Source organism: Citrobacter freundii complex sp. CFNIH9, from assembly GCF_002903305.1.
Lineage (GTDB): Bacteria > Pseudomonadota > Gammaproteobacteria > Enterobacterales > Enterobacteriaceae > Citrobacter > Citrobacter portucalensis.
Genome location: NZ_CP026238.1, coordinates 4,512,333 through 4,534,489 on the forward strand (window position 1 = coordinate 4,512,333; position 22,157 = coordinate 4,534,489).

The window sequence follows — 22,157 nt, forward strand, 5'->3', positions numbered from 1 at the left end:
ACCTGATGAATTACTTCACATCCTGAATACGTTTGATCAAATCCTGGTGGTCTTTACCATAATTATCCCGCACTGACTGCGTGGCTTTATAGAAATAATCCGTATCAATATCGTGGAACTGAACGCCGTTGGCTTTCATGGTCTCCAGTGATTTCGCATTATAATCCTGCCAAAGTTTTCGTTGCTCTATCTGTGCTTCCTTGGCGAGTTTAATAATGAGATCCTGATCTTCTTTTTTCAACTTATCCCATTTAGCTTTCGAAAACAGAAAAAGCTCAGGAATAATAAAGTGTTTGCTCCAGGTATAGTTTTTCACGACCGGCAAATAGTTATGCGCAACAAACGTTGGCGGGTTATTTTCCGTGCCATCAATAACGCCGGTCTGCATGCCGCTAAATACTTCACTGACGCCCATGACAACGGAGTTAGCGCCCATCGCTTTCAGGGTATCCAGCGCTATCGGACTTCCTTGAACGCGGATTTTCATACCGTGTAAATCTTCCGGTTTCACCACCGGATTTTTGGTGATCAGGTTACGCGTGCCGGCATCCATCCAGCCGAGAAACACCAGCCGCGATTTGGTATTAGCCGTCAGACGGTCGCCAATTTCCTGCCCGATCATGCCGTCGAGAACCTTATGCAGATGGTCCTCATCGCGGAAAATATATGGCAGGGTAAACACGTTAATTTCAGGGAGAATGGCGGCAACAGGCGTCATTGAGACACGAATAATATCGATAGCGCCTAATTGCGCCTGTTCAATCATCTGTTTTTCATCGCCTAACACGCCACCAGGAAATGTTTTAATCTCCAGACGCCCGTCGGTCGCAGCGCTAAGTTTTTCCCCCATATGTTTCACTGCAACAACGTTCGGGTAATCAGCCGGATGCACATCTGCGGCGCGAAAAGTTTGTGCCAGCGTTGCATGACTCGCCAGGAATACAGACGCGCCAATACACAGACTTAACAGGTTTTTTGTCAGTTTCATTTGTCCTTCTCCAGAAGTTCATAATATCCATTAACAGGAATAGCTTGCAGAGCAAATGACTGCCGGAATTAAAAATGGGCAGCGAGAAACTTTCTTAACGACGTTACCTGCGCAGACTAACTGGTGTAACAATTTATTTCGATGACTGCGTTCACAAAAAATCGTAGATACTTAAAATTTTTAGCACACTGTTTCATTTTTGCAATGCAGATCGTTTTATTGATAAAAAAACAACGCAAGGAAGGCGATTTGATACTAATAACACCCGTTAGCATTTCAATAAAAATAAAACACTAATGTTGTGAGGTAATATCTTCGAATGAAAATGAGGAATGCAGGATGGTATTAACACCATCCTGCTGAGGCGTTTGATGTTTACTGCCAGCCGTAGCGACGGCTATAAAAACCTTTCACTAATTGAGTCAATGTCATGTAACCCGCCAGAATCGCAATCAGCCACGGGAAGTAGCTCAGCGGTAATGCCTGCAATTGCAGATAGCTGGCCAGCGGCGAGAAGGGTAATGCAATGCCGACGACCATCACCACCAGCGTCATCAGCATCAGCGGCCACGCGGCGCGGCTCTGGATGAACGGCACGCGACGGGTACGAATCATATGCACAATCAACGTTTGCGACAGCAGGCCCACCACGAACCAGCCAGACTGGAACAACGTCTGATGTTCAGGCGTATTGGCATGGAAGACGAACCACATCAGGCAAAAGGTCAGAATGTCGAAGATCGAGCTGATCGGTCCAAAGAAGATCATAAAGCGGCCCAATTCGCTGGGATTCCAGCGCTGCGGCTTTTTGATCTGCTCTTCGTCGACGTTATCAAACGGAATCGCCACCTGGGATACATCGTACAGCAGGTTCTGAATCAGTAAGTGCAGCGGTAACATCGGCAGGAACGGTAAGAAGGCGCTCGCCACCAGCACGCTAAATACGTTACCAAAGTTTGAACTGGCCGTCATTTTGATGTACTTCAGCATGTTAGAGAAGGTACGGCGTCCTTCAATCACCCCTTCTTCCAGCACCATCAGGCTCTTTTCCAGCAGGATGATATCCGCCGCTTCACGTGCAATATCAACCGCGCCGTCAACGGAGATACCAATGTCCGCCGCGCGCAGCGCCGGGGCATCGTTTATACCATCGCCCATAAAGCCGACCACATGGCCTTCGCGCTTGAGCAGCGTGACAATGCGCTCTTTGTGCATTGGCGTCAGACGGGCAAACAGTGTGGTGCGCTGAGCAAGCCGAGCCAGCTCATCATCGCTTAATCCTTCAATGCTGCTACCGATAACCACATCGCCCGCATCCAGCCCCACTTCATGACACACTTTCGCCGCCACCAGTTCACTATCGCCAGTGAGGATTTTCACCGTAATGCCGCTGGCTTTCAGCGCTTTAAGCGCAGGTGCGGTGGTCTCTTTCGGCGGATCGAGGAACGCAATATAGCCTTCGAGGATCAGATCTGATTCATCAATACGCTGGTAATCACCTTCACGCGCTGGCAGGTATTTCGTCGCCACCGCCACCACGCGCAGCCCCTGGCGGTTCAGCGTGTCCGTAACGCGTTTCACCCGACGCAGCATGTTGTCATCTAACGGGACTATCTCACCGTTGTGACGCACCTGGGTACATACGCTGAGGATCTCCTGTAGCGCCCCTTTACAGACCAGCTGATGCACATCGGTTTCTTCTGCCACCACTACCGACATGCGGCGACGTTCAAAATCAAACGGGATCTCATCGATTTTCTGCCAGCGAGTCGAGAGCTGGCGGGCTGATTCTTCGTCCACACCTTCCAGCACCGCCGTATCCAGCAGATTCTTCAGCCCGGTCTGATAATGGCTGTTCAGCCACGCAGAATGCAGGACATGTTCGCTGGGCTTTCCAGAGATATCCGTATGATTCTCAAGTACAATTTTATCCTGAGTCAGGGTGCCGGTTTTATCGGTGCACAGGATATCCATCGCGCCAAAGTTCTGGATAGCGTCGAGGTGTTTAACGATAACCTTTTGTTTTGACAGCTTCACCGCCCCACGCGCCAGCGTTGAGGTGACGATCATCGGCAGCATTTCTGGAGTCAGTCCCACCGCCACAGACAGGGCAAACAGCGCCGCTTCCCACCAGTCACCTTTGGTGTAACCGTTGATAATAAGCACGATGGGCGCCATCACCAGCATAAAGCGGATCAGCAGCATGCTGACGCGGCTGATCCCTTTCTGGAAGGCATTCTGCTCGCTTTCCTGCTCGCTGACGCGACCCGCCAGTTGCCCGAACCAGGTATTGGCGCCGGTTGAAATCACGATGGCCTGCGCCGTGCCGCTCACCACGTTGGTGCCCATAAAGCACAGGGTATCGCATTCCAGCGGGTTGCTTTGCTGCGGATCGCGGCTGGTTGCCACTTTCTCCACCGGCAGCGATTCACCGGTCAGCGAAGCCTGGGCGACGAACAGGTCACGAGCCTGCACCACGCGCAGATCGGCTGGGATCATATCCCCTGCCGCCAGCTTGATGACATCGCCGGGAACCAACTGGTCGATCGGCAGTTCAACCCAGCCGTTCTCCCCTTTCTCGTTGATAACGCGCAGCACCGTGGCGGTGTTGCTGACCATCGCTTTCAGCGCATCAGCCGCTTTGGTGGAGCGCGCCTCCTGCACAAAATTCAGCAGCGTAGAGATGACGACCATCAGGGCGATGACGCCAGCGGCAAACAGATCTTCGGTGGCATAGGAAATCGCCCCGAGAATGGTCAGCAGTATATTAAACGGGTTGCGATAGCAGACCCACAGATGCACCCACCAGGGTGACGGCTTCTGTGCCGGCAACTGGTTCTCGCCATGTATTTCGCGGGCGTTCTCGACTTCTGCGGCGTTTAAGCCTTCCGGATGAGCGCCGAACGTTTTCCACAGCGCGTCTTCGTCCATCAGCGCCATTTTCAGGCAATGTTCGCTCAGCGATGGCGGGATCGGTGTGCTGGCAACGGTCTGAGCATTCGGCAACGGATCGCGATGCACCAGACGATGTGGTAAATGGCGGCTTAGCCGGGCAAACAGCTGGCGAGTCATATTTTTGAACATAGGCAGTCCCTCTGCACCAGTATAAACAGGCGCAGTAAATCCTTCAGGCGTGGCAAAGCCTTGCCTGGTGGCAATATTAAAATCACAACAGGGACGTCAGAACGTCACTGTCTTACTGTTCCGGTAAGACAGTGAAAGACAGGCTTACCGGAAAGGGTTGTTTCTCCATCTCGGGAGAGGGGTGGGATCGGGATCCATATAGCCTCCGGTAAGTGAATGATTTGCGCCGCGGATTATACGCAGAAAACCATAAGGTTTGTGGCAATTATGGCGGTATGATAAACCATGGAAACTAAACCAAACGTATACCAGACTTTGCCCATTGCGCCGCGCTTGAGTAAAGTTATTCTCTATTTGGCATAACTTCACACGCAACACGGGAAAACAGGATGCAAAATCGGCTGACCATTAAAGACATCGCCCGCTTAAGCGGTGTGGGAAAATCAACCGTTTCCCGTGTGCTCAACAATGAAAGCGGCGTGAGTGAACGCACCCGCGAACGCGTTGAGGCGGTGATGAATCAGCACGGTTTTTCCCCTTCCCGCTCCGCACGCGCCATGCGCGGACAAAGCGACAAGGTGGTGGCGATTATCGTCACGCGTCTGGACTCGCTTTCGGAAAATCTCGCCGTGCAGACCATGCTGCCCGCCTTTTATGAACAGGGCTACGATCCGATCATGATGGAAAGCCAGTTCTCGCCCGAGCTGGTTGAAGAACATCTCGGCATGCTCAGACGCCGCAACATTGATGGCGTGGTGCTGTTTGGTTTTACCGGCATTACTGAAGCCATGCTCGCCTCCTGGCAAGATTCTCTGGTGCTGCTGGCAAGAGATGCAAAAGGCTTTGCCTCCGTCTGCTATGACGATGAGGGTGCCATTCGTACCCTGATGCAGCGTTTATACGAACGCGAGCATCGCCATATTAGCTTTCTTGGTGTTCCGCATAGCGATGTGACCACTGGTAAACGCCGCCATGAGGCTTACCTGGCATTCTGTAAAAAACATAAACTGCATCCTGTGGCCGCGTTGCCGGGTCTGGCCATGAAGCAGGGCTATGAGCAGGCCGCCAACGTTATCACCCCGGAAACCACCGCCTTAGTCTGTGCGACGGATACCCTTGCCCTTGGCGTCAGCAAATACTTGCAGGAGCAGCGAATAGAGAACCTGCAGTTGGCAAGCGTGGGCAGCACGCCGCTGATGAAATTCCTCCATCCGGAAATTATCACCGTCGACCCAGGATACGCCGAAGCCGGGCGACAAGCGGCCTCGCAGTTGATCGAACAGATCAACGGCCGTAGCGAACCACGACAAATCGTTATTCCTTCCACCCTCTCCTGATCGCTTTCTGAGCATTAATTTGTGATCTTCGCTGCGTTTCGGGAACGTTCCCATTTTTAAATATTCATCGAAGATATACTCTGGCGCCAACAACGAGAGAGTTGCCGAATGACGACGCAACAGCGTCTTTTCCGGTCTACGGGGAACACACACCATCATGAGCAAAATAAAACAAGCAGACATCGACCGGCTGATTGAGCTGGTTGGCGGGCGCGACAATATCGCTACGGTGAGTCACTGCATTACTCGCCTGCGTTTTGTGCTGAATCAGCCTGCAAACGCCAGACCGAAAGAGATCGAATTGTTGCCAATGGTCAAAGGCTGCTTCACCAACGCCGGGCAGTTTCAGGTGGTAATTGGCACCGAGGTGGGCGATTACTACAAAGCGCTGTTGGCGACCACCGGACAAGCCAGTGCCGACAAAGAGCAGGCAAAGAAAGCGGCGCGGCAGAATATGAAATGGCACGAGCAGTTGATTTCTCACTTCGCGGAGATCTTCTTCCCGCTGCTGCCAGCGCTGATTAGCGGCGGCCTGATCTTAGGTTTCCGTAACGTGATCGGCGATCTGCCCATGAGTAACGGGCAGACGCTGGCGCAGATGCATCCTTCGCTGAAAACCCTCTATGACTTCCTGTGGCTGATTGGCGAAGCGATCTTCTTCTATTTGCCGGTCGGGATTTGTTGGTCGGCGGTGAAGAAAATGGGCGGTACGCCGATCCTCGGTATTGTGCTGGGCGTGACCCTGGTTTCTCCGCAACTGATGAACGCCTATTTGCTCGGTCAGCAGGTGCCGGACGTGTGGAACTTCGGCCTGTTCAGTATTGAGAAAGTGGGCTACCAGGCGCAGGTCATACCGGCACTGTTGGCCGGGCTGGCGCTCGGGTTTATTGAAACACGCATGAAGCGCATCGTCCCGGATTACCTGTATCTGGTGATCGTCCCGGTGTGCTCGCTGATCCTTGCGGTATTCCTTGCGCACGCCTTTATCGGTCCATTTGGCCGCATGATCGGCGACGGTGTCGCGTTTGCGGTCCGTCATCTGCTGACCGGCAGTTTTGCTCCGATTGGCGCGGCGCTGTTCGGCTTCCTGTATGCCCCGCTGGTGATCACCGGTGTGCATCAGACCACGCTGGCTATCGACATGCAGATGATTCAGAGCATGGGCGGTACGCCGGTATGGCCACTGATCGCACTGTCGAATATCGCTCAGGCCTCTGCGGTGGTCGGGATCATTATCTCCAGTCGCAAACACAACGAACGTGAAATTTCCGTTCCTGCCGCGATCTCCGCCTATCTCGGGGTAACCGAACCAGCAATGTACGGGATCAACCTGAAATACCGCTTCCCAATGCTGTGCGCGATGATCGGCTCCGGTCTCGCCGGACTGCTGTGCGGCCTGAACGGTGTGCTGGCGAACGGGATTGGCGTCGGCGGTTTGCCGGGCATCCTCTCCATCCAGCCGACTTACTGGCAGGTCTTTGGTATGGCGATGGTCATTGCGATTGTCATCCCAATGATACTGACCTCATTCGTTTACCAGCGTAAACACCGTCTGGGCACATTACAGATTGTCTAACTTTTCTTCGGGGCGCAGTTGCGCCCCAGCGTATTTCCAGGAAACAACCATGAATATTCCCCACTGGTGGCAAAACGGCGTTATCTATCAGGTTTACCCCAAGAGTTTTCAGGACACCACCGGCAGCGGCACCGGAGATTTACGCGGCGTGACGCAGCGCCTCGACTATCTGCAAAAGCTGGGCGTTGATGCCATCTGGCTGACGCCGTTCTATACTTCGCCGCAGGTTGATAACGGTTACGACGTCGCAGACTACACATCTGTCGATCCGGCCTACGGCACGCTGGAAGACTTTGACGAACTGGTGGCGCAGGCGAAAGCGCGCGGCATCCGTATTATTCTCGACATGGTGTTTAACCACACCTCAACCCAGCACGCCTGGTTTCGTGAAGCGCTGGATAAAGACAGCCCGTATCGTCAGTTTTATTTCTGGCGCGACGGCACGCCAGACTGCCCGCCAAATAACTGGCGCTCCAAGTTTGGCGGCAACGCCTGGGGCTGGCACGCCGAAAGCGAGCAGTACTATCTGCACCTCTTTGCTCCGGAGCAAGCCGACCTGAACTGGGAAAACCCGGTGGTACGCGCCGAGCTAAAGAAAGTGTGCGAGTTCTGGGCCGATCGCGGCGTGGACGGACTGCGCCTCGACGTGGTGAATCTTATCTCTAAAGATCAGGACTTCCCGAACGATCCCGACGGCGATGGACGCCGTTTTTATACCGACGGCCCGCGCGCGCATGAATTTTTGCGTGAGATGAACCGCGATGTTTTTACCCCACGCAACCTGATGACGGTCGGCGAAATGTCTTCCACTACGCTGGAACATTGCCAGCAGTACGCCGCACAAGATGGTAGTGAACTGTCGATGACCTTTAACTTCCACCACCTGAAAGTGGATTACCCCAACGGTGAGAAGTGGACGTTAGCAAAACCCGATTATGTGGCGCTAAAAACCCTGTTCCGCCACTGGCAACAGGGCATGCACAATCAGGCCTGGAACGCGCTGTTCTGGTGTAACCACGATCAGCCGCGCATCGTGTCGCGTTTTGGCGATGAAGGTAAATACCGCGTTCCGTCGGCCAAAATGCTGGCGATGGTGCTGCATGGCATGCAGGGCACCCCCTACATCTACCAGGGTGAAGAGATTGGCATGACCAACCCGCATTTCCGCCAGATTACCGATTATCGCGATGTGGAAAGCCATAACATGTTTGCCGAGTTGAACGGCCAGGGACGCGATGCGCAAGAACTGCTGGCGATCCTCGCCAGTAAATCACGCGATAACAGCCGCACGCCGATGCAATGGGATAGCAGCAAACACGCGGGCTTCACCCCTGGCGAGCCGTGGATCAATCTGTGTGACAACGCAGCAGACATTAACGTGACGGCAGCACTGAACGATACCGACTCGGTGTTCTACACCTATAAGAAGCTGATCGCCTTGCGCAAAGCGGAGCCGGTTATCACCTGGGGCGACTACCAGGATCTGCTACCGGACAGCCCGCATCTGTGGTGCTATCAACGAGAGTGGCAAGGGCAGCGGCTGCTGGTCATTGCCAATCTGAGCGGTACCTTTCAGAGCTGGCAGCCAGCCCAGACCGACGGAAACTGGCAGGTGCTGATGCACAATTATGCCGAGGTTGCCAGCCAACCAGGGGACATGACACTGCGTCCTTTTGAGGCCGTCTGGTGGTTGCAAAAATAGCTTGCAATTATGTTCAGGCCCGGTACGCATAGCGCTACCGGGCGTTGCTACATACGCTTAGCTTACCCTTCTGTTTTTGCTGAATAATTAATCAGAATTTTCTGCCTACAATTTACAATCGGCTGTACTGCCCGTCATCTGTACGCTCCGATTTTTACTTTGCGCTACATCAAATAAATCGTAAACATCCTTGATGCAAATCACTACATATAGAACTTAAAATGCACGCCGACCCAATATGTTGTATTAATCGACTACAATTGCTACAACTACAGTGCACCGTTTAACGGTGGAATTGTGGATAAAGTGGGTCAGGATTGCGGGAAGTCATTGGCAATAGAGATGAATAAAGCCATGACCGCTTCCCCAACCTCTGTGGATAACCTGTTCTTATAAATATGGAGTGATCATGACACCGCATGTGATGAAACGAGATGGCTGTAAAGTGCCGTTTAAATCAGAGCGCATCAAAGAAGCCATTCTGCGTGCAGCTAAAGCAGCGGGAGTCGATGACGCAGATTACTGTGCCACCGTCGCAGAAGTCGTTAGTAGCCAGATGAATGAGCGCAGCCAGGTCGATATCAACGAGATCCAGACAGCGGTTGAAAACCAGCTGATGTCTGGTCCGTACAAACAACTCGCCCGTGCGTACATCGAATATCGCCACGACCGTGATATACAGCGTGAAAAACGTGGCCGTCTGAACCAGGAAATTCGTGGTCTGGTTGAGCAAACCAACTCTGCTCTGCTGAACGAAAACGCCAACAAAGACAGCAAAGTGATCCCGACCCAGCGCGACCTGCTGGCCGGTATCGTCGCCAAACACTATGCGCGTCAACACCTGTTGCCGCGTGATGTCGTCCAGGCGCACGAGCGTGGTGATATTCACTATCACGATCTCGACTACTCTCCGTTCTTCCCAATGTTTAACTGCATGCTGATCGACCTGAAAGGTATGCTGACGCAGGGCTTTAAGATGGGTAACGCGGAGATTGAGCCGCCAAAATCCATCTCCACCGCGACGGCCGTCACCGCGCAAATTATCGCGCAGGTTGCCAGCCATATTTATGGCGGTACCACCATTAACCGTATTGACGAAGTTCTCGCACCGTTCGTGACCGAGAGCTTTAATAAGCATCGCAAAACCGCTGAAGAGTGGCAGATCCCAGATGCCGACGGTTATGCGCATTCCCGTACCGAGAAAGAGTGCTACGACGCATTCCAGTCCCTTGAGTATGAAGTGAATACCCTGCATACCGCCAACGGTCAGACGCCGTTCGTCACCTTCGGTTTCGGCCTGGGAACCAGCTGGGAATCGCGTTTGATCCAGCAGTCCATTCTGCGTAACCGCATTGCCGGCCTGGGTAAAAATCGTAAAACCGCCGTGTTCCCGAAACTGGTGTTTGCGATTCGTGACGGTCTGAACCACAAGTTTGGCGATCCGAACTATGACATCAAGCAGCTGGCGCTGGAGTGCGCGAGCAAGCGTATGTATCCGGACATCCTGAACTACGATCAGGTGGTTAAAGTGACCGGCTCGTTCAAAACGCCAATGGGCTGCCGCAGCTTCCTGGGCGTATGGGAAAACGAGAACGGCGAACAGGTTCACGATGGCCGTAACAACCTCGGCGTTATCAGCCTTAACCTGCCGCGTATCGCGCTGGAAGCTCATGGCGATGAAGCCACCTTCTGGAAACTGCTCGACGACCGTCTGATCCTGGCGCGTAAAGCGCTGATGACCCGCATTGCGCGTCTGGAAGGCGTGAAGGCCCGCGTTGCACCGATCCTGTATATGGAAGGGGCCTGCGGCGTACGTCTGAAAGCAGATGATGACGTGTCTGAAATCTTTAAAAACGGCCGCGCGTCGATTTCTCTGGGTTACATTGGCATTCACGAAACCATCAACGCGCTGTTTGGCGACAAACACTTGTACGACAGCGAGCAGCTTCGCGCTAAAGCTATCGCCATTGTGGAACGTCTGCGTCAGGCAGTCGATCAGTGGAAAGACGAAACCGGCTACGGCTTTAGCCTGTACAGTACACCAAGTGAAAACCTGTGCGATCGTTTCTGCCGTCTGGATACCGCCGAGTTTGGCGTGGTGCCGGGTGTTACCGACAAAGGTTACTACACCAACAGTTTCCACCTCGACGTGGAGAAAAAGGTTAACCCGTACGACAAGATCGATTTTGAAGCGCCGTACCCGCCGCTGGCGAATGGAGGTTTCATTTGCTACGGCGAGTACCCGAACATTCAGCACAACCTGAAAGCACTGGAAGACGTCTGGGATTACAGCTATCAGCACGTGCCGTATTACGGGACCAACACGCCAATCGATGAATGCTACGAGTGCGGCTTTACCGGTGAGTTCGAGTGCACCAGCAAAGGCTTTACCTGCCCGAAATGTGGTAACCACGACGCCGCGCGCGTGTCGGTCACCCGCCGCGTATGCGGTTATTTAGGCAGCCCGGACGCTCGTCCGTTTAACGCCGGTAAGCAGGAAGAAGTGAAGCGCCGCGTTAAGCATTTAGGTAATGGGCAGATCGGTTAATTTCGACAGTATTATTGCCTGGCGATGTGACGCTTTTCGCAAAGCAATTGGCGCCAGGACAAGGCGGCAAGCAAGCGAATCCCGGGGAGCTTACATAAGTAAGTGACCCGGGTGAGCGAGCGCAGACAACGCAGTAATGGCGTCAATTGAGAAGCGAAAATGCGATACCATCAATACTATCCTGTCGATATCGTCAACGGCCCAGGAACTCGCTGCACCCTGTTTGTGTCGGGATGCGTGCATGAATGCCCTGGCTGCTATAACAAAAGCACCTGGCGACTCAATTCCGGCCAGCCGTTTACCAAAGAGATGGAAGACAAGATCATTGCCGATCTGAACGACACGCGAATCCCTCGCCAGGGTATTTCGCTGTCCGGCGGCGATCCGCTGCATCCGCAAAACGTGCCGGATATCCTGCAACTGGTACAGCGTATTCACGCTGAGTGTCCGGGGAAAGATATCTGGGTGTGGACCGGCTACAAGCTTAATGAACTCAATGCCGCACAAATGCAGGTGGTGGATCTCATCAACGTGCTGGTCGATGGTAAATTTGTGCAGGATCTTAAAGACCCGGCGCTGATCTGGCGCGGTAGCAGCAACCAGGTTGTACATCATTTGCGTTAATCGCTAAAGCCGTTTGTTTGCATCGTGATAAACGGCTGAATGTTCTCGCTTACCTACCGCGACAACAAACACGACCACAACCTCATCCCGAACCTGGTACACCAGACGGTACCCGGACGATTTAAGCTTAATTTTATAGCAGTCAGGAAGACCATTTAAACGGGCAGAGTCAATTCTGGGGTTCAACAACACGTCGGCCAACTTCTTCTTAAACTGAGTCTTCACCGTATCACCCAGTTTATGCCACTCTTTTAAGGCTCTCGGGTCGAATTCCAGTTCATAAGTCATCCAGACTAACCTTGATTCCCTTTTGCGGGCTGGCAAGCCTTTCCCGGACTGTCTGAATGAGTGCATCTTCACTGTCGCTAAGGGTGACGGTTTTCACCGGCATGCGCCCCGTTTCCGCGACGTACTGAAACAGTAATCGCACAGCTTCCGTTGGAGTAATATTCAGTTTTTCCAGCACGGCATAAGCCTCATTTTTGAGTTTGTCATCCAGACGGACGTTCAGCGTGGCCATTATGCCTCCAGTAAAATCGAATGTGTAATGCAGTTTAGCATTACATTCGCATTACATCGAATTCTGGATAACGCCTCTCAAAAACGGCTCACGCACTCCATCGCAACAGCTTTGAACTCGGTGAAATTGCGACACGCGCAGAGTCGCGTCATCGCGCGTTCGCGCAGGAAGGTGACGAAGATATCGTAGATAGCCATCGCCTCTTCGTATTCACTCTTGCTGATGGCGAGCAAGAAGATCACGTGGGCCGTTTCATCGCCCCAGGCGATACCCTGTGGGGCGAGGATGGTGTAGACCACCGTTTTCTTTGCCAGCAGACCAAGGGCGTGCGGCAAGGCAATGCTGTCACCCAGCATGGTGCTGACGATGGCCTCACGCTCAACCACCGAATCAAGAAACTCCGCATCGACAAAACCTTCATCCTGCAACTGACGGCATAAGGTTTTGAACAACGTTTGTTGATCCATTGACTCGTCAATCACACGAAAATGGGCGGCATCGAAGAATTTGTTCAACATCCACGGACGGGTTCTGTCGACCAGCACCAGTTTGCCAATCTGCTCCAGCTGATAATCGGTAGGGAATGGCGCAATCATCACCACCGGCTTATCTTTTTCACCAATCCGCGCGGTTGAGATGACAAAATCTTCGCTGATGCTTTCCCGCTGTTCGTAGTCACGAAGCGTTACGGTATCGACGATCTCTATCTGCGGATACTTACGCGCCAGTACCGCTTCAATCATCCGCGCCATCGCATTTCCGGCATCGCATACCAGCAGAACCTTCGGCTGCCTCTGGTAACCGATGTTGTAACTACGCTCCAGCCCGACGCCAATATGCAGCACGAGGAAGCCAATCTCATTTTCACTGATGGTGTACGGCGTATATTTTCCCCATCCCGAGACGGCGGCCAGCGTCATGTCCCACGCCATGGGGTAGTGCTGTTTAATATTTTCCAACAACGGATTGGGGATCATTATCTGGTAACGCACCCGGGTGATCATCGTCTTAATATGCGTCAGCAGGTCAGCATGCAACTGTTTATCATTCAACAGGTTGTAGTTGTACTGGGTGTTGATAAAACGCAGGATGTAATTGACCAACGCTTCGTCATCATCCGCATTGATAGCACTGGGCGCGATCTCCTGAACCTGGCGGGCAGCAATATGCACCTGTAGCCAGTTTTCTTCGGAAACGGAAAGCGGTTTGTCTGCCAGGCGGTGCAGTACCGCCGCGATTTCCCGCGTGGCCAGGCACACCGATTGATCGGCTTCTTCTGCGGCAAAATCCGGGAGTGGATATCCTTCGCTAATCCGCCGTACCGCCACCGCGCAGTACAAGCGTAAAAACAGCTCGCCCTCATCGGTCAGACGAATATGGAAACGGGCAAAAATGTCCTGCAAAACACTTTGCAACTGTTCAGGGAGCCCCGCATTCAGCGCTTCTTGCGTCACTAACGGGTGCTGCGGATCCTGCTGCGCCAGCGTCCACAGCAGATCGGTCAAACAGGCGCGGATCGCCATTTCGCTGCCGAACAGCTTCATGCCGTGACGGGGACGCGTTTCCAGCGTCAGATGATAACGTTGCAGATGCTCGCGCACCTCAGCCATATCGTTTTGCAGCGTCGCTCGGCTGATAAACCATTCATCAGCTAAATCTTCCAGCTTCAGCGAGAAAGCCGACGTCAGAAAACGCACCACCAGCCAGTATATCCGTTCCTGGCTGGTGCGTGGGATGCGCAGCAACGTATTGGGCTGCTGCGTTTGCAGGGTGTGAAAGCTTGCCGGGTCGTCAATTTTGAGCTGATAACCATTACCCCGGCTGAGGACAAACTGTGCGCCGTACTGGGTGAGCAGCGTGTTTAGCGCGGTGATATCCGCCCGTACGGTGCGTGTGGAAACCGACAACCGCTGCGCCAGCTCGTCCTGTGGAAGCGCTTCGTTTTGCAACATGTCAAACAGCTGTGCTAAACGTTGGTTGGGGAATCGCACGTCAGTTTCCTCATCAGTCAGTTAGCCTACGCAGGCCCGGGTCATCGCCATCAGCTGGCGTACGTCGTCCGGACGAGTGTTACCACTCACCTTATCAATAATCGAACTATAGATGTGAGGAATGATTTTACTCACTCCGGCATCGAGGGCAATTTGCAGGATTTCAGTGAAATTATCCAGATCGATACCGCCGGTTGGCTCCAGCCAGAAGTCATGACGGGCGCAGGCCTGCGCGACCGCAATGTACTCGTCACGGCATTTCAGGCCGCCCATCGGGAAGTATTTAATTGAGCTACCGCCCATGTCTTTGAGCAGCGCAATCGCGGTTTCTACCGACACAATACCTTCCGGCGACTGGCTGCTTAGCGGACCAGTGGAGATTTTCACCCTGCCCGGCGTGCCGGTTGGCGAGACCAGACCATTGACCACTGTCTCCTGCTGGCCCAGCAGCGCGCGACTGGTGGCCACGCCGGTAAAGACCTGATTGACATGCTGTGGCTGCACCTGACGAGAGATTTCACTGACCATCGCCGACTGGTTAGGATCGCCCGCCCCCAGCCCCACGGAGAGCGCATTGTCGATAAGGGCCGCGTATTCACGCATATCCGCTACCGCGCTTGCGACATCCGGGTAATTTTTTGACAACACGCCAACCAGCACGTGTCCTTCCGCCGCCGCATAAATATCCCGGGCATTTTCTTTGGAGCCTGCCAGTACGTTCAGGCAGACGCGGTCGCGATAAAAGTTAGGGGTCAGTTTCATGCGTTTTTCTCCTGCGAAATCACTTCACCAATTCGACGGGCCACAATCTCCAGCTGCGCGCGATCGACGCTGCGCACATCGGCTTCGATAATGCCTTCATTGGCTTTGTAACCACGGAAGTAAATCGCGTACTCCCCCTGTTTCAGCGCGTCGACCAGTTCCCCCGTGGCGATCCCGGTTACCGCTTCATCAAACTTAATTTCCGTGCGTGCGATGTCGCGCCCTGCACTATCCCACACCACGCGGGCGCTCACGCCGTTAAGCTGGTTCAACGCATTAATGAACGGCGTCATTTTCTCGACCATCTCCGCGCCGCTCTCTTTCTGCGCGTTCAGATACAGTTCGATGGCGCAGGTCAGTCCAAGAATTCCCTCTTTGCCCACCTTCATCGCCCGGCCAATCCCCGCCGTCTGGCGCTTCACCCACTCAACATATTGGGTTTTACCAATCACCAGACCGCTGGTTGGTCCTTCTATCGCCTTGGCGCCGCTATAAATCACCAGATCTGCACCAACCCGGTAGTAGCACTGCAAATCCTCTTCTGCCGCCGCATCCACGATCAGCGGCAGATTATGCGTACGCGCCACCACCGCGGCCTGCTCCACGCTGAGCATACTTTTCTGGACGCAGTGGTGAGATTTGATATACAGAATGGCCGCCGTACGCGGTGTAATGGCCGCCGCCAGCTGTGCCGCGGAACATTCGTTGGCATAACCGGCTTCCACTAACTTGCCGCCGCCAAGCGCTACCATGGTGCCCACCGGTGCGCCAAAGTTGACGTTGTGACCTCTGGGCAGCACGATTTCGTTGTTCTCGATGGGCGTGACGTGCAGGTTCTCCAGCAGCCAGTCGCTGTCTTTAACCAATACGCCAGCCACCGACAGGGCGATCCCGGCCGAGGCGCAAGAGACAACCGTTGCCCCCTCCACTTCCAGTAATTTCGCGATGTAGTCGCCGGTTTTATTGACCAGGTCTTTCATCTCGAAATATTGGTTCATCCCCGCCATCGCGGCTTCAACCACTTCTGGTCGCGGCGTGGAAACGCCGAGCGCCGTCATGCGGCCGGAGGTATTAATCACCTGTTTTAAATCGTATTTCTCAAAAATCGAAGGCATGTTCCGCGCTCCCTTGTTCGGTCATATAGCCCTTGCCCGCACGTATTGCGGCAAGCGGCACCAGCAGTTGTTCAGCCTGCAGGCTGTCGTTTTCTGCATCTACCAGCACGGTTGGCTGGCGCTTAAGCGTAAAGAGGGTTAAATCGGCATCCAGACCGACTTGCAGCCGCCCCTTCTGTTTCAGGCGCAGACCATCGGCGGCATTGGCGGTAACGCATTCAATGACCTGCGGCAGCGACATCCCAATGGCGAGGAATTTCGACATCACATTCGCCAGGGAATGCACCGGGCCGCTGATACGGTTACGACAGTAAATATCGGAGCTGATGGTGTGCGGCAAAATACCCAGTTCGATAGCGCGTTTTGCCACCGCAAAGCTCAGGCTGGCGGTGCCATGCCCAACGTCCAGACGCACGCCGCGTGAAATCGCCCGCGTCACTGACGCCCGCAGCTCGCCTTGCGGCGTCAGAATGCGATTCGGCTTACCGTTGTAACAGTGGGTAATGATGTCACCCGCGCTCAGGCGTTCGGCGATCTCATCCAGGTCCGGCGGGTTGTTGCCGATGTGCACCATCAGCGGCAGGTCACCGTTCTGCGCTTGCATCGCTTTGGCGCGATCCAGCGGCGTGATGCCATTTTCACCGACTACGCTGCTGCTCATACGTGCCTTCAGACCGACGATAAAATCAGGGTGGCGTTTCACCGCCTCTCGCACCGCATCAGCGTCAATATTGACCATGTTGGCCAGCTCGTTCTGGGCAATAAGCCCAACGCGGGAGATATTCAGCAACGCGTACACTTCGGTGGCAGCTTCCCGAGTCAGGGTGTAAAAATCGTCGATGTCATCCGCCCCGGTACTGCCCGCATCCACTACGGTAGTGACGCCGGTCGCAATACCAACGCTATCCGGCTGGTCGTGATAAATCGGGGATTTCGGGTAGCAATGAACGTGGGAGTCAATCCAGCCTGCGCTGACGTAGCACTCACCGCCCAGCTCGATGGTTTTCAGCGCCGGACCATCAACGTCACCCAACGCCGCGATCTTGCCGTCTTTGAGCGCAATATCGCTCACCGTATCGTCAACGAGGCGCGCACGGCGCAGGAGTAAATCAAACATGTCTCTCTCCTGTTGAAATGGGGGCGGTCGTGTAGGCCTGATAAGGCGCAGCCGCCATCAGGCGTCATTGCCGGATGGCGGCTGCGCCTTATCAGGCCTACAACGACACACCATCAACTAATGGCAATCGGGAAGATGGACCCGAGGATCATTGCGCCGAGGATCGCCCCGCCGGTAATCGGCTTTTGCCACAGGTAAAACAGCAGCGCGCCTGCCAGAGAACCGATTCCGATAGGAATAGAAGCCGTCATCGCGCTGAGGATAATCAACGGTCCGAGGAAGCGTCCGGAGGCGTTACCGGCCCCCATCATGACGTCCGCACCGTAGGTCGAGTCGCTCTGGTTGATGGTGAACTTACGCGCCAGAATGATGATGTAGCCAATCGCCAGACCAATCACCAGACCGGTGACCAGCGAGGCGGCGAAGTTGGCGACCGGGAAGATAATGCCCGCACCCAGCAGCAGCGCCGGAACACCTAACCCAACACCGGTTTGAATCGCCCCGCCGATATCCAAAATCCCCACCAGCGAACCTTCAATGATGCGGGCAAACAGGAAGCTTGCGCCAAATGCCGCCACCGCTCCGTAGGAGCCGGTATCCATTCCCGCCTTCAGCATCGCCACAAAAGCCACTTCGTTAAATGCGCCAATACCGTACAGGTAGTACATGTGTGTTCCGGCAAACACGCCAGAGGAGAGCAGGCCCACAAAGATCGGGAATGACCAGTCAGCGAACCAAAAACCTTTATTCTGTTCCATGATGACCTCCGTTATTTGCCGCTGAGCGAGTTGTGGATAAGTTCGAGCCAGTTAGGCACGGTCAGATGGAAGGATTCGATCATCTTCATGTCGAAGCCACGGAAGAAGCCGCTCAGGACAAACAGCGCGACGATAGCCACCATCATCACTTTAGTGACGTGGTTCCAGCCGCTCTCTTCAACACCTTTGCCGATCAGAATGCCGAGAACCAGACCCGGAACGGCGTTACCCATGATCAGCTGCGCCGCGCCGCCAAAAACGGTGGCCCAGAAGCCAGATTTCTTACCGGCATCGATCGCCGCCAGCCAGAAGATTACTGGCATCACGGTGTTAACCAGCAGGTTAGCCGCGGGCACCAGCACCTTGACGGCGGTAACCTGCAACGCTTCCGGTACGGATGATGCGGTGAGGTTCAGGAAGGTCACCACGATCATCCCGATAACGCCGCAGGCAATTGCCATGCGTTTGGGGTCGTGCAGCGTTTCACCGACGTTGCGATTTTTAATCATCAGCGCGGCGGCGCCCCAGTTGGGGATGATGCGATGGTCGACATCCTGCGTGAACGCCCCCGCCGCAACAGAGGAAGCCCAGGCGTTAAAGAAGAAACCCAGGCCGAACGAGAAGTGAGAAGCCGGATCCCCTTCGCAGGAATTCAGTTCTCCCAGAGTACGAAACGCGCCCATCCCTTGAGTGGTAGGCGCATGAAACATGCGTGCAGCCCCAGCGCCGACACCAACGCCAACCAACGCGCCGATGATGAGCGATTTTATTAATATTATCAGGAACATAATTATGCCTTTTAATAGAAAAATCAGCGTTGCGTAACGAAATCCACCTTGTCGAGATTGATGGCAGTCACGTTGACGGTCACGTCCAGCTCCACGCTGAAAGTGCGTCTTTCCCGGCGCAAAAAGAGGAATAAAAACGCCTCTTTACGCACCGAATCACGCGCTTGAACAACCTGCACATCCTGTGGCTCAATACGCAGTAAGATATGCGGCGACGCTTTCATCACCGCAGCCTGAACGTGGTTCAGGGCATCGGCAAAGGCGCGAGCTTTGGTCTCGCCCTTACCCGTGACTCTCACCGTGGTGGTGAATTGCTCTTTCATGCTTAAGCGCCGTGTTTCTTTTGCCACGCCTGCACCAGGCGCTCGCCGAGCTCTTCTTTGTCCATAAAGCCGAATCCCAGTACGTTGCACCCTTCGTTGATGGCGGTTACCCCTTCATCGACCGAGCGCATGCCGTATTTCGCCTTGTAGCCGTATTTGGTCTGCGCGGTAATCGCACCCGCACCACCGCTGCCGCAAAACGAGATACCAAAGGTGGCGTTTTCCGCTTTCATCACGTCACCCAGCTTCATATCTGCTGCAACGCCCGGCACCACAACGGCACGGCCACCCGCTTTCTCTACGCCTGCCGCCACTTTCTGGCCTTTACCCAGACGATCGCCAATCACTACGGTAATCTGTTCCATCTTTTGCTCCTTAAAGGTTGTCTTTCGCGACTTCGAAGTGCACCGACAGCAGCCAGGCCTCTTCCTCAGGAAGATTGCCAAACTCGGCGACCACGTCGCGGGCAAGCGCCATTGATTCGGCAGATATTTCATCAAACAAGCTGGCATCGACCTCTGGTAAGGGTTCACCCGTTACCGAGCGGTGCGCCATGGCGCGAACATGCGACGTCAGCATCTGTTCCTGTACGGCGTTGGGAATAATGTTGCGTTCACGCAGCAAGGCATACACCTGCGCCAGCATGCGGTCGGCCAGTTCCACCGATTCCCCCATGTCATTCATTACAGCTCCGTTATTCACTCGTCTTACCCCGTTAATGTCTCTGAGGGTAAATTAGCGACGGAGGTTATGAGTTTGTAGCGAGTTGTTTTCCACTTCGAAGTGGAAAGGTGTGCAGCGATAGTGATCTGTGCCGCAAAAAGAGCTGGAACCACGATTTATCACTGGAAGAATGTGATTGAGATCGCAAGAGCGAGCAGAAAAATGGAAGGAAGTGCGAACAATGAATGGGCGATAAAAATGAAAAAATGTGATGGGGATAGCGTTTACTTATGGGACGTGCAGTAGCGGGGTGTTGTATCCGACCTACGGGTATGCAGGCCGGATAGCGCAGATTAGCGGAACTTCTTGTGGTTTTCGTTGCGCGTGGTTTTCAGCTCTTCCGCAACAGCTTTCGCCTCTTTAACTTTACCTTCGTTCGCCAGCTTCAGCGCGCCGTCAATCTGGCCGATCAGCGTGTCAAAACCGTGACGGAAATCCTTCATCTCCGGGCTATCCGGGGATTTGTTTTCCAGCTTCGGCGGCGTTCCCTTTTGCGCGTCCAGCGCAGCTGCACGCATTTTGGTTAACGCATCTTTCAGTTCGGTCGCATTATCCGTTTTTTCGACGATTTTCAGGTTGTCGTTGAGGATCCCCATATCGTCTTCAAGATCGGCTGCAAACGCAGAAGAACCAAGAACCAGCGTTGAAGCTGCGACGATCGCTAACAGGTGTTTACGCATTGCTCACTTCCTTTTTTATTATTCAAAAATAAACAAACGCCAGATACCCTCAATAATTCACGCCACAGCTTGAAGTATGACGGATATTATTGCCCGGCGATCTTCATCTCCGGCAACAGGACCGAACCACACTGAATATTACTGCGCGTTTCAATATCGTTGCCGACGGTGACGATATTACGCCACATCTCTTTTAAGTTACCGGCGATGGTAATTTCACTCACCGGGTACTGAATTTCACCGTTTTCGACCCAGAAGCCCGCCGCGCCGCGCGAGTAATCGCCGGTAATGCCGCTTACGCCCTGTCCCATCAGCTCGGTAACCACAAGACCTGTGCCCATCTCTTTGAGCAACTGCTCGAAGCTTAGACCCTGTCCCGGAATTCGCCAGTTGTGGATCCCGCCTGCATGACCGGTGCTCTTAAGCCCCAGCTTACGTGCAGAATAATTGGTCAGCAGCCACTGAGTCAGCACACCGTCTTTAATAATGTCGCGGCGTTCGGTCCGTACGCCTTCGCTGTCGAACGGTGAAGACGCCAGCCCTTTCAGCAGGTGCGGATGTTCTTCAATGGTCAGCCATTCCGGCAGAATTTGCTTGCCCAGCGAGTCGAGCAGGAAGGTGGATTTGCGGTACACCGAGCCGCCCGCAATGGCGCCAACCAGGTGTCCGAACAGTCCGGTCGCCACTTCATTGGCGAAAATCACCGGCGCTTTCATGGTGGAAAGCTTACGCGGAGACAGGCGTGATAAGGTACGGCGAGCACAGTCAGCCCCCACCCACTCCGGCGTTTGCAGATCGCCCATCGCCCGACCAATGGTGTAGGCGTAATCACGCTCCATATCACCATTTTCTTCTGCGATTACGCAGCTGGAAAGAGAATGGCGCGTGGAGCAGTAGCCCTGCAGCATACCGTGGCTGTTGCCAAACACTTTGATACCATAGTGGCTGTTAAAGCTGCCGCCTTCGGTGTTGGTGATGCGTTTGTCGGCCTGCAACGCCGCCTGTTCAGCGCGGGCAGCCAGTTCGATAGCTTCGTCAGGGGAAACTTCCGCCGGGTGGAACAGGTCCAGATCGGGCGCATCAAAGGCCAGCAGTTCTTTATCTGCCACGCCCGCGCACGGGTCCGGCGAAGTGTAACGTGCAATGTCCAGAGCGGCCTGCACGGTGCGTGCAATCGCCTGCGGGCTTAAATCGGTGGACGATGCGCTGCCCTTACGGTTCTGGTGGTAAACCGTAATCCCCAGTGCACCATCGCTATTGAATTCGACGTTCTCCACTTCACCATAACGGGTGCTGACGCTAATACCCGTGGTCTTGCTCACAGCGACTTCCGCGCCATCCGACTTACCTGATGCTAATTCCAGTGCCGTCGAGACTGCTTCTTCCAGAATCTTACGCTGCGCTTCAACTTGTGAGATTACTTTCATCGCAAATGCCATAATGTAGAGAGAGTTTCTCTGAAGTCTAACAGAGAACCGTTTTTCAGTGCGCATCTTAACTGGTAACATTAGCCTCTTTTTT

Annotated in this window: 21 protein-coding genes; 5 read left to right on the top strand and 16 right to left on the bottom strand. The window is 54.0% G+C overall.

The features are described 5' to 3' along the window. Positions 1-10 precede the first annotated feature (10 nt). The 3 genes from C2U43_RS22815 to mgtL all read right to left on the bottom strand — a co-directional run bounded on the left by C2U43_RS22815 (position 11) and on the right by mgtL (position 4,270). Positions 11-988, bottom strand: coding sequence for a TRAP transporter substrate-binding protein (locus C2U43_RS22815; RefSeq protein ID WP_048215053.1), 978 nt, complete (start codon positions 986-988; stop codon positions 11-13). A 375-nt stretch (positions 989-1,363) separates the two neighbouring features. Then, entirely contained in the window at positions 1,364-4,072 is a 2,709-nt protein-coding gene (gene mgtA / locus C2U43_RS22820) for a magnesium-translocating P-type ATPase (protein WP_032942195.1), read from the bottom strand. Positions 4,073-4,216: 144 nt separating this feature from the next. After that, a complete protein-coding gene (gene mgtL / locus C2U43_RS30255) occupies positions 4,217-4,270 on the bottom strand; it encodes a mgtA regulatory leader peptide MgtL (RefSeq protein WP_223240846.1) in 54 nt (17 codons plus the stop codon). 191 nt (positions 4,271-4,461) lie between these two features. Between mgtL and treR the strand changes: the two genes are divergently transcribed. The 5 genes from treR to nrdG all read left to right on the top strand — a co-directional run bounded on the left by treR (position 4,462) and on the right by nrdG (position 11,859). Next, positions 4,462-5,409, top strand: coding sequence for a trehalose operon repressor TreR (gene treR / locus C2U43_RS22830; RefSeq protein WP_032942194.1), 948 nt, complete (start codon positions 4,462-4,464; stop codon positions 5,407-5,409). Positions 5,410-5,566: 157 nt separating this feature from the next. Continuing rightward, on the top strand, positions 5,567-6,985 hold the full coding sequence (treB, locus tag C2U43_RS22835) for a PTS trehalose transporter subunit IIBC (protein WP_008786051.1): 1,419 nt from the start codon (positions 5,567-5,569) through the stop codon (positions 6,983-6,985). 49 nt (positions 6,986-7,034) lie between these two features. Next, the gene (gene treC, locus C2U43_RS22840) at positions 7,035-8,687 is read left to right on the top strand and encodes an alpha,alpha-phosphotrehalase (RefSeq protein WP_103285836.1); all 1,653 of its coding nucleotides are present in this window, start codon (positions 7,035-7,037) and stop codon (positions 8,685-8,687) included. A 409-nt stretch (positions 8,688-9,096) separates the two neighbouring features. Beyond that, positions 9,097-11,235, top strand: coding sequence for an anaerobic ribonucleoside-triphosphate reductase (nrdD, locus tag C2U43_RS22845; protein ID WP_003830363.1), 2,139 nt, complete (start codon positions 9,097-9,099; stop codon positions 11,233-11,235). Positions 11,236-11,394: 159 nt separating this feature from the next. Continuing rightward, entirely contained in the window at positions 11,395-11,859 is a 465-nt protein-coding gene (gene nrdG / locus C2U43_RS22850) for an anaerobic ribonucleoside-triphosphate reductase-activating protein (RefSeq protein WP_032942191.1), read from the top strand. Positions 11,860-11,862: 3 nt separating this feature from the next. Here nrdG and C2U43_RS22855 read toward each other — a convergent pair whose 3' ends face one another. The 13 genes from C2U43_RS22855 to pmbA form a co-directional block, all read right to left on the bottom strand. Next, positions 11,863-12,147, bottom strand: a complete 285-nt coding sequence (locus C2U43_RS22855) for a type II toxin-antitoxin system RelE family toxin (protein WP_048227188.1) — start codon at positions 12,145-12,147, stop codon at positions 11,863-11,865. After that, positions 12,137-12,379, bottom strand: coding sequence for a type II toxin-antitoxin system RelB/DinJ family antitoxin (locus C2U43_RS22860; protein WP_003830370.1), 243 nt, complete (start codon positions 12,377-12,379; stop codon positions 12,137-12,139). The genes C2U43_RS22855 and C2U43_RS22860 overlap by 11 nt, the downstream gene beginning before the upstream one ends. A gap of 77 nt (positions 12,380-12,456) precedes the next feature. Beyond that, complete coding sequence (locus C2U43_RS22865) at positions 12,457-14,370, bottom strand: BglG family transcription antiterminator (RefSeq protein WP_103285837.1); 1,914 nt, start codon at positions 14,368-14,370, stop codon at positions 12,457-12,459. A 21-nt stretch (positions 14,371-14,391) separates the two neighbouring features. Continuing rightward, positions 14,392-15,132 (bottom strand): 2-dehydro-3-deoxy-phosphogluconate aldolase, encoded by a 741-nt coding sequence (gene dagF / locus C2U43_RS22870; protein WP_103285838.1) that lies wholly within the window; start codon positions 15,130-15,132, stop codon positions 14,392-14,394. Continuing rightward, positions 15,129-16,247: a DgaE family pyridoxal phosphate-dependent ammonia lyase gene (locus C2U43_RS22875; protein ID WP_032942188.1), complete on the bottom strand. Its 1,119-nt coding sequence runs from the start codon at positions 16,245-16,247 to the stop codon at positions 15,129-15,131. Before C2U43_RS22875 ends, dagF begins: the two co-directional genes overlap by 4 nt. Continuing rightward, positions 16,231-17,364, bottom strand: a complete 1,134-nt coding sequence (locus C2U43_RS22880) for an amidohydrolase/deacetylase family metallohydrolase (protein WP_103285839.1) — start codon at positions 17,362-17,364, stop codon at positions 16,231-16,233. Before C2U43_RS22880 ends, C2U43_RS22875 begins: the two co-directional genes overlap by 17 nt. Positions 17,365-17,477: 113 nt before the next feature. Next, the gene (locus C2U43_RS22885; RefSeq protein ID WP_003830379.1) at positions 17,478-18,122 is read right to left on the bottom strand and encodes a DUF4310 family protein; all 645 of its coding nucleotides are present in this window, start codon (positions 18,120-18,122) and stop codon (positions 17,478-17,480) included. A gap of 11 nt (positions 18,123-18,133) precedes the next feature. Beyond that, positions 18,134-18,910, bottom strand: coding sequence for a DUF4311 domain-containing protein (locus C2U43_RS22890; protein WP_003025764.1), 777 nt, complete (start codon positions 18,908-18,910; stop codon positions 18,134-18,136). Between the two features lie 23 nt (positions 18,911-18,933). Continuing rightward, a complete protein-coding gene (locus tag C2U43_RS22895) occupies positions 18,934-19,233 on the bottom strand; it encodes a DUF4312 family protein (RefSeq protein WP_103285840.1) in 300 nt (99 codons plus the stop codon). A gap of 2 nt (positions 19,234-19,235) precedes the next feature. Further along, a complete protein-coding gene (locus C2U43_RS22900) occupies positions 19,236-19,598 on the bottom strand; it encodes an SFCGS family glycine-rich protein (protein ID WP_003830384.1) in 363 nt (120 codons plus the stop codon). A 10-nt stretch (positions 19,599-19,608) separates the two neighbouring features. Further along, entirely contained in the window at positions 19,609-19,917 is a 309-nt protein-coding gene (locus tag C2U43_RS22905; RefSeq protein WP_003025758.1) for a glycine dehydrogenase, read from the bottom strand. Between the two features lie 332 nt (positions 19,918-20,249). After that, entirely contained in the window at positions 20,250-20,636 is a 387-nt protein-coding gene (gene cybC / locus C2U43_RS22910; protein ID WP_003025756.1) for a cytochrome b562, read from the bottom strand. An 86-nt stretch (positions 20,637-20,722) separates the two neighbouring features. Further along, on the bottom strand, positions 20,723-22,075 hold the full coding sequence (gene pmbA, locus C2U43_RS22915; RefSeq protein WP_003830385.1) for a metalloprotease PmbA: 1,353 nt from the start codon (positions 22,073-22,075) through the stop codon (positions 20,723-20,725). Positions 22,076-22,157 lie beyond the last annotated feature (82 nt).

Coding starts and splice junctions, on each gene's coding strand:
- pmbA (WP_003830385.1), bottom strand. CDS start 22,075: ATGGCATTTGCGATGAAAGTAATCTCACAAGTTGAAGCGCAGCGTAAG.
- C2U43_RS22900 (WP_003830384.1), bottom strand. CDS start 19,598: ATGGAACAGATTACCGTAGTGATTGGCGATCGTCTGGGTAAAGGCCAG.
- treR (WP_032942194.1), top strand. CDS start 4,462: ATGCAAAATCGGCTGACCATTAAAGACATCGCCCGCTTAAGCGGTGTG.
- dagF (WP_103285838.1), bottom strand. CDS start 15,132: ATGAAACTGACCCCTAACTTTTATCGCGACCGCGTCTGCCTGAACGTA.
- C2U43_RS22880 (WP_103285839.1), bottom strand. CDS start 17,364: ATGTTTGATTTACTCCTGCGCCGTGCGCGCCTCGTTGACGATACGGTG.
- cybC (WP_003025756.1), bottom strand. CDS start 20,636: ATGCGTAAACACCTGTTAGCGATCGTCGCAGCTTCAACGCTGGTTCTT.
- nrdG (WP_032942191.1), top strand. CDS start 11,395: ATGCGATACCATCAATACTATCCTGTCGATATCGTCAACGGCCCAGGA.
- C2U43_RS22855 (WP_048227188.1), bottom strand. CDS start 12,147: ATGACTTATGAACTGGAATTCGACCCGAGAGCCTTAAAAGAGTGGCAT.
- mgtA (WP_032942195.1), bottom strand. CDS start 4,072: ATGTTCAAAAATATGACTCGCCAGCTGTTTGCCCGGCTAAGCCGCCAT.
- C2U43_RS22905 (WP_003025758.1), bottom strand. CDS start 19,917: ATGAATGACATGGGGGAATCGGTGGAACTGGCCGACCGCATGCTGGCG.
- nrdD (WP_003830363.1), top strand. CDS start 9,097: ATGACACCGCATGTGATGAAACGAGATGGCTGTAAAGTGCCGTTTAAA.
- C2U43_RS22885 (WP_003830379.1), bottom strand. CDS start 18,122: ATGGAACAGAATAAAGGTTTTTGGTTCGCTGACTGGTCATTCCCGATC.
- treC (WP_103285836.1), top strand. CDS start 7,035: ATGAATATTCCCCACTGGTGGCAAAACGGCGTTATCTATCAGGTTTAC.
- C2U43_RS22890 (WP_003025764.1), bottom strand. CDS start 18,910: ATGTTCCTGATAATATTAATAAAATCGCTCATCATCGGCGCGTTGGTT.
- C2U43_RS22875 (WP_032942188.1), bottom strand. CDS start 16,247: ATGCCTTCGATTTTTGAGAAATACGATTTAAAACAGGTGATTAATACC.
- C2U43_RS22815 (WP_048215053.1), bottom strand. CDS start 988: ATGAAACTGACAAAAAACCTGTTAAGTCTGTGTATTGGCGCGTCTGTA.
- C2U43_RS22895 (WP_103285840.1), bottom strand. CDS start 19,233: ATGAAAGAGCAATTCACCACCACGGTGAGAGTCACGGGTAAGGGCGAG.
- treB (WP_008786051.1), top strand. CDS start 5,567: ATGAGCAAAATAAAACAAGCAGACATCGACCGGCTGATTGAGCTGGTT.
- C2U43_RS22860 (WP_003830370.1), bottom strand. CDS start 12,379: ATGGCCACGCTGAACGTCCGTCTGGATGACAAACTCAAAAATGAGGCT.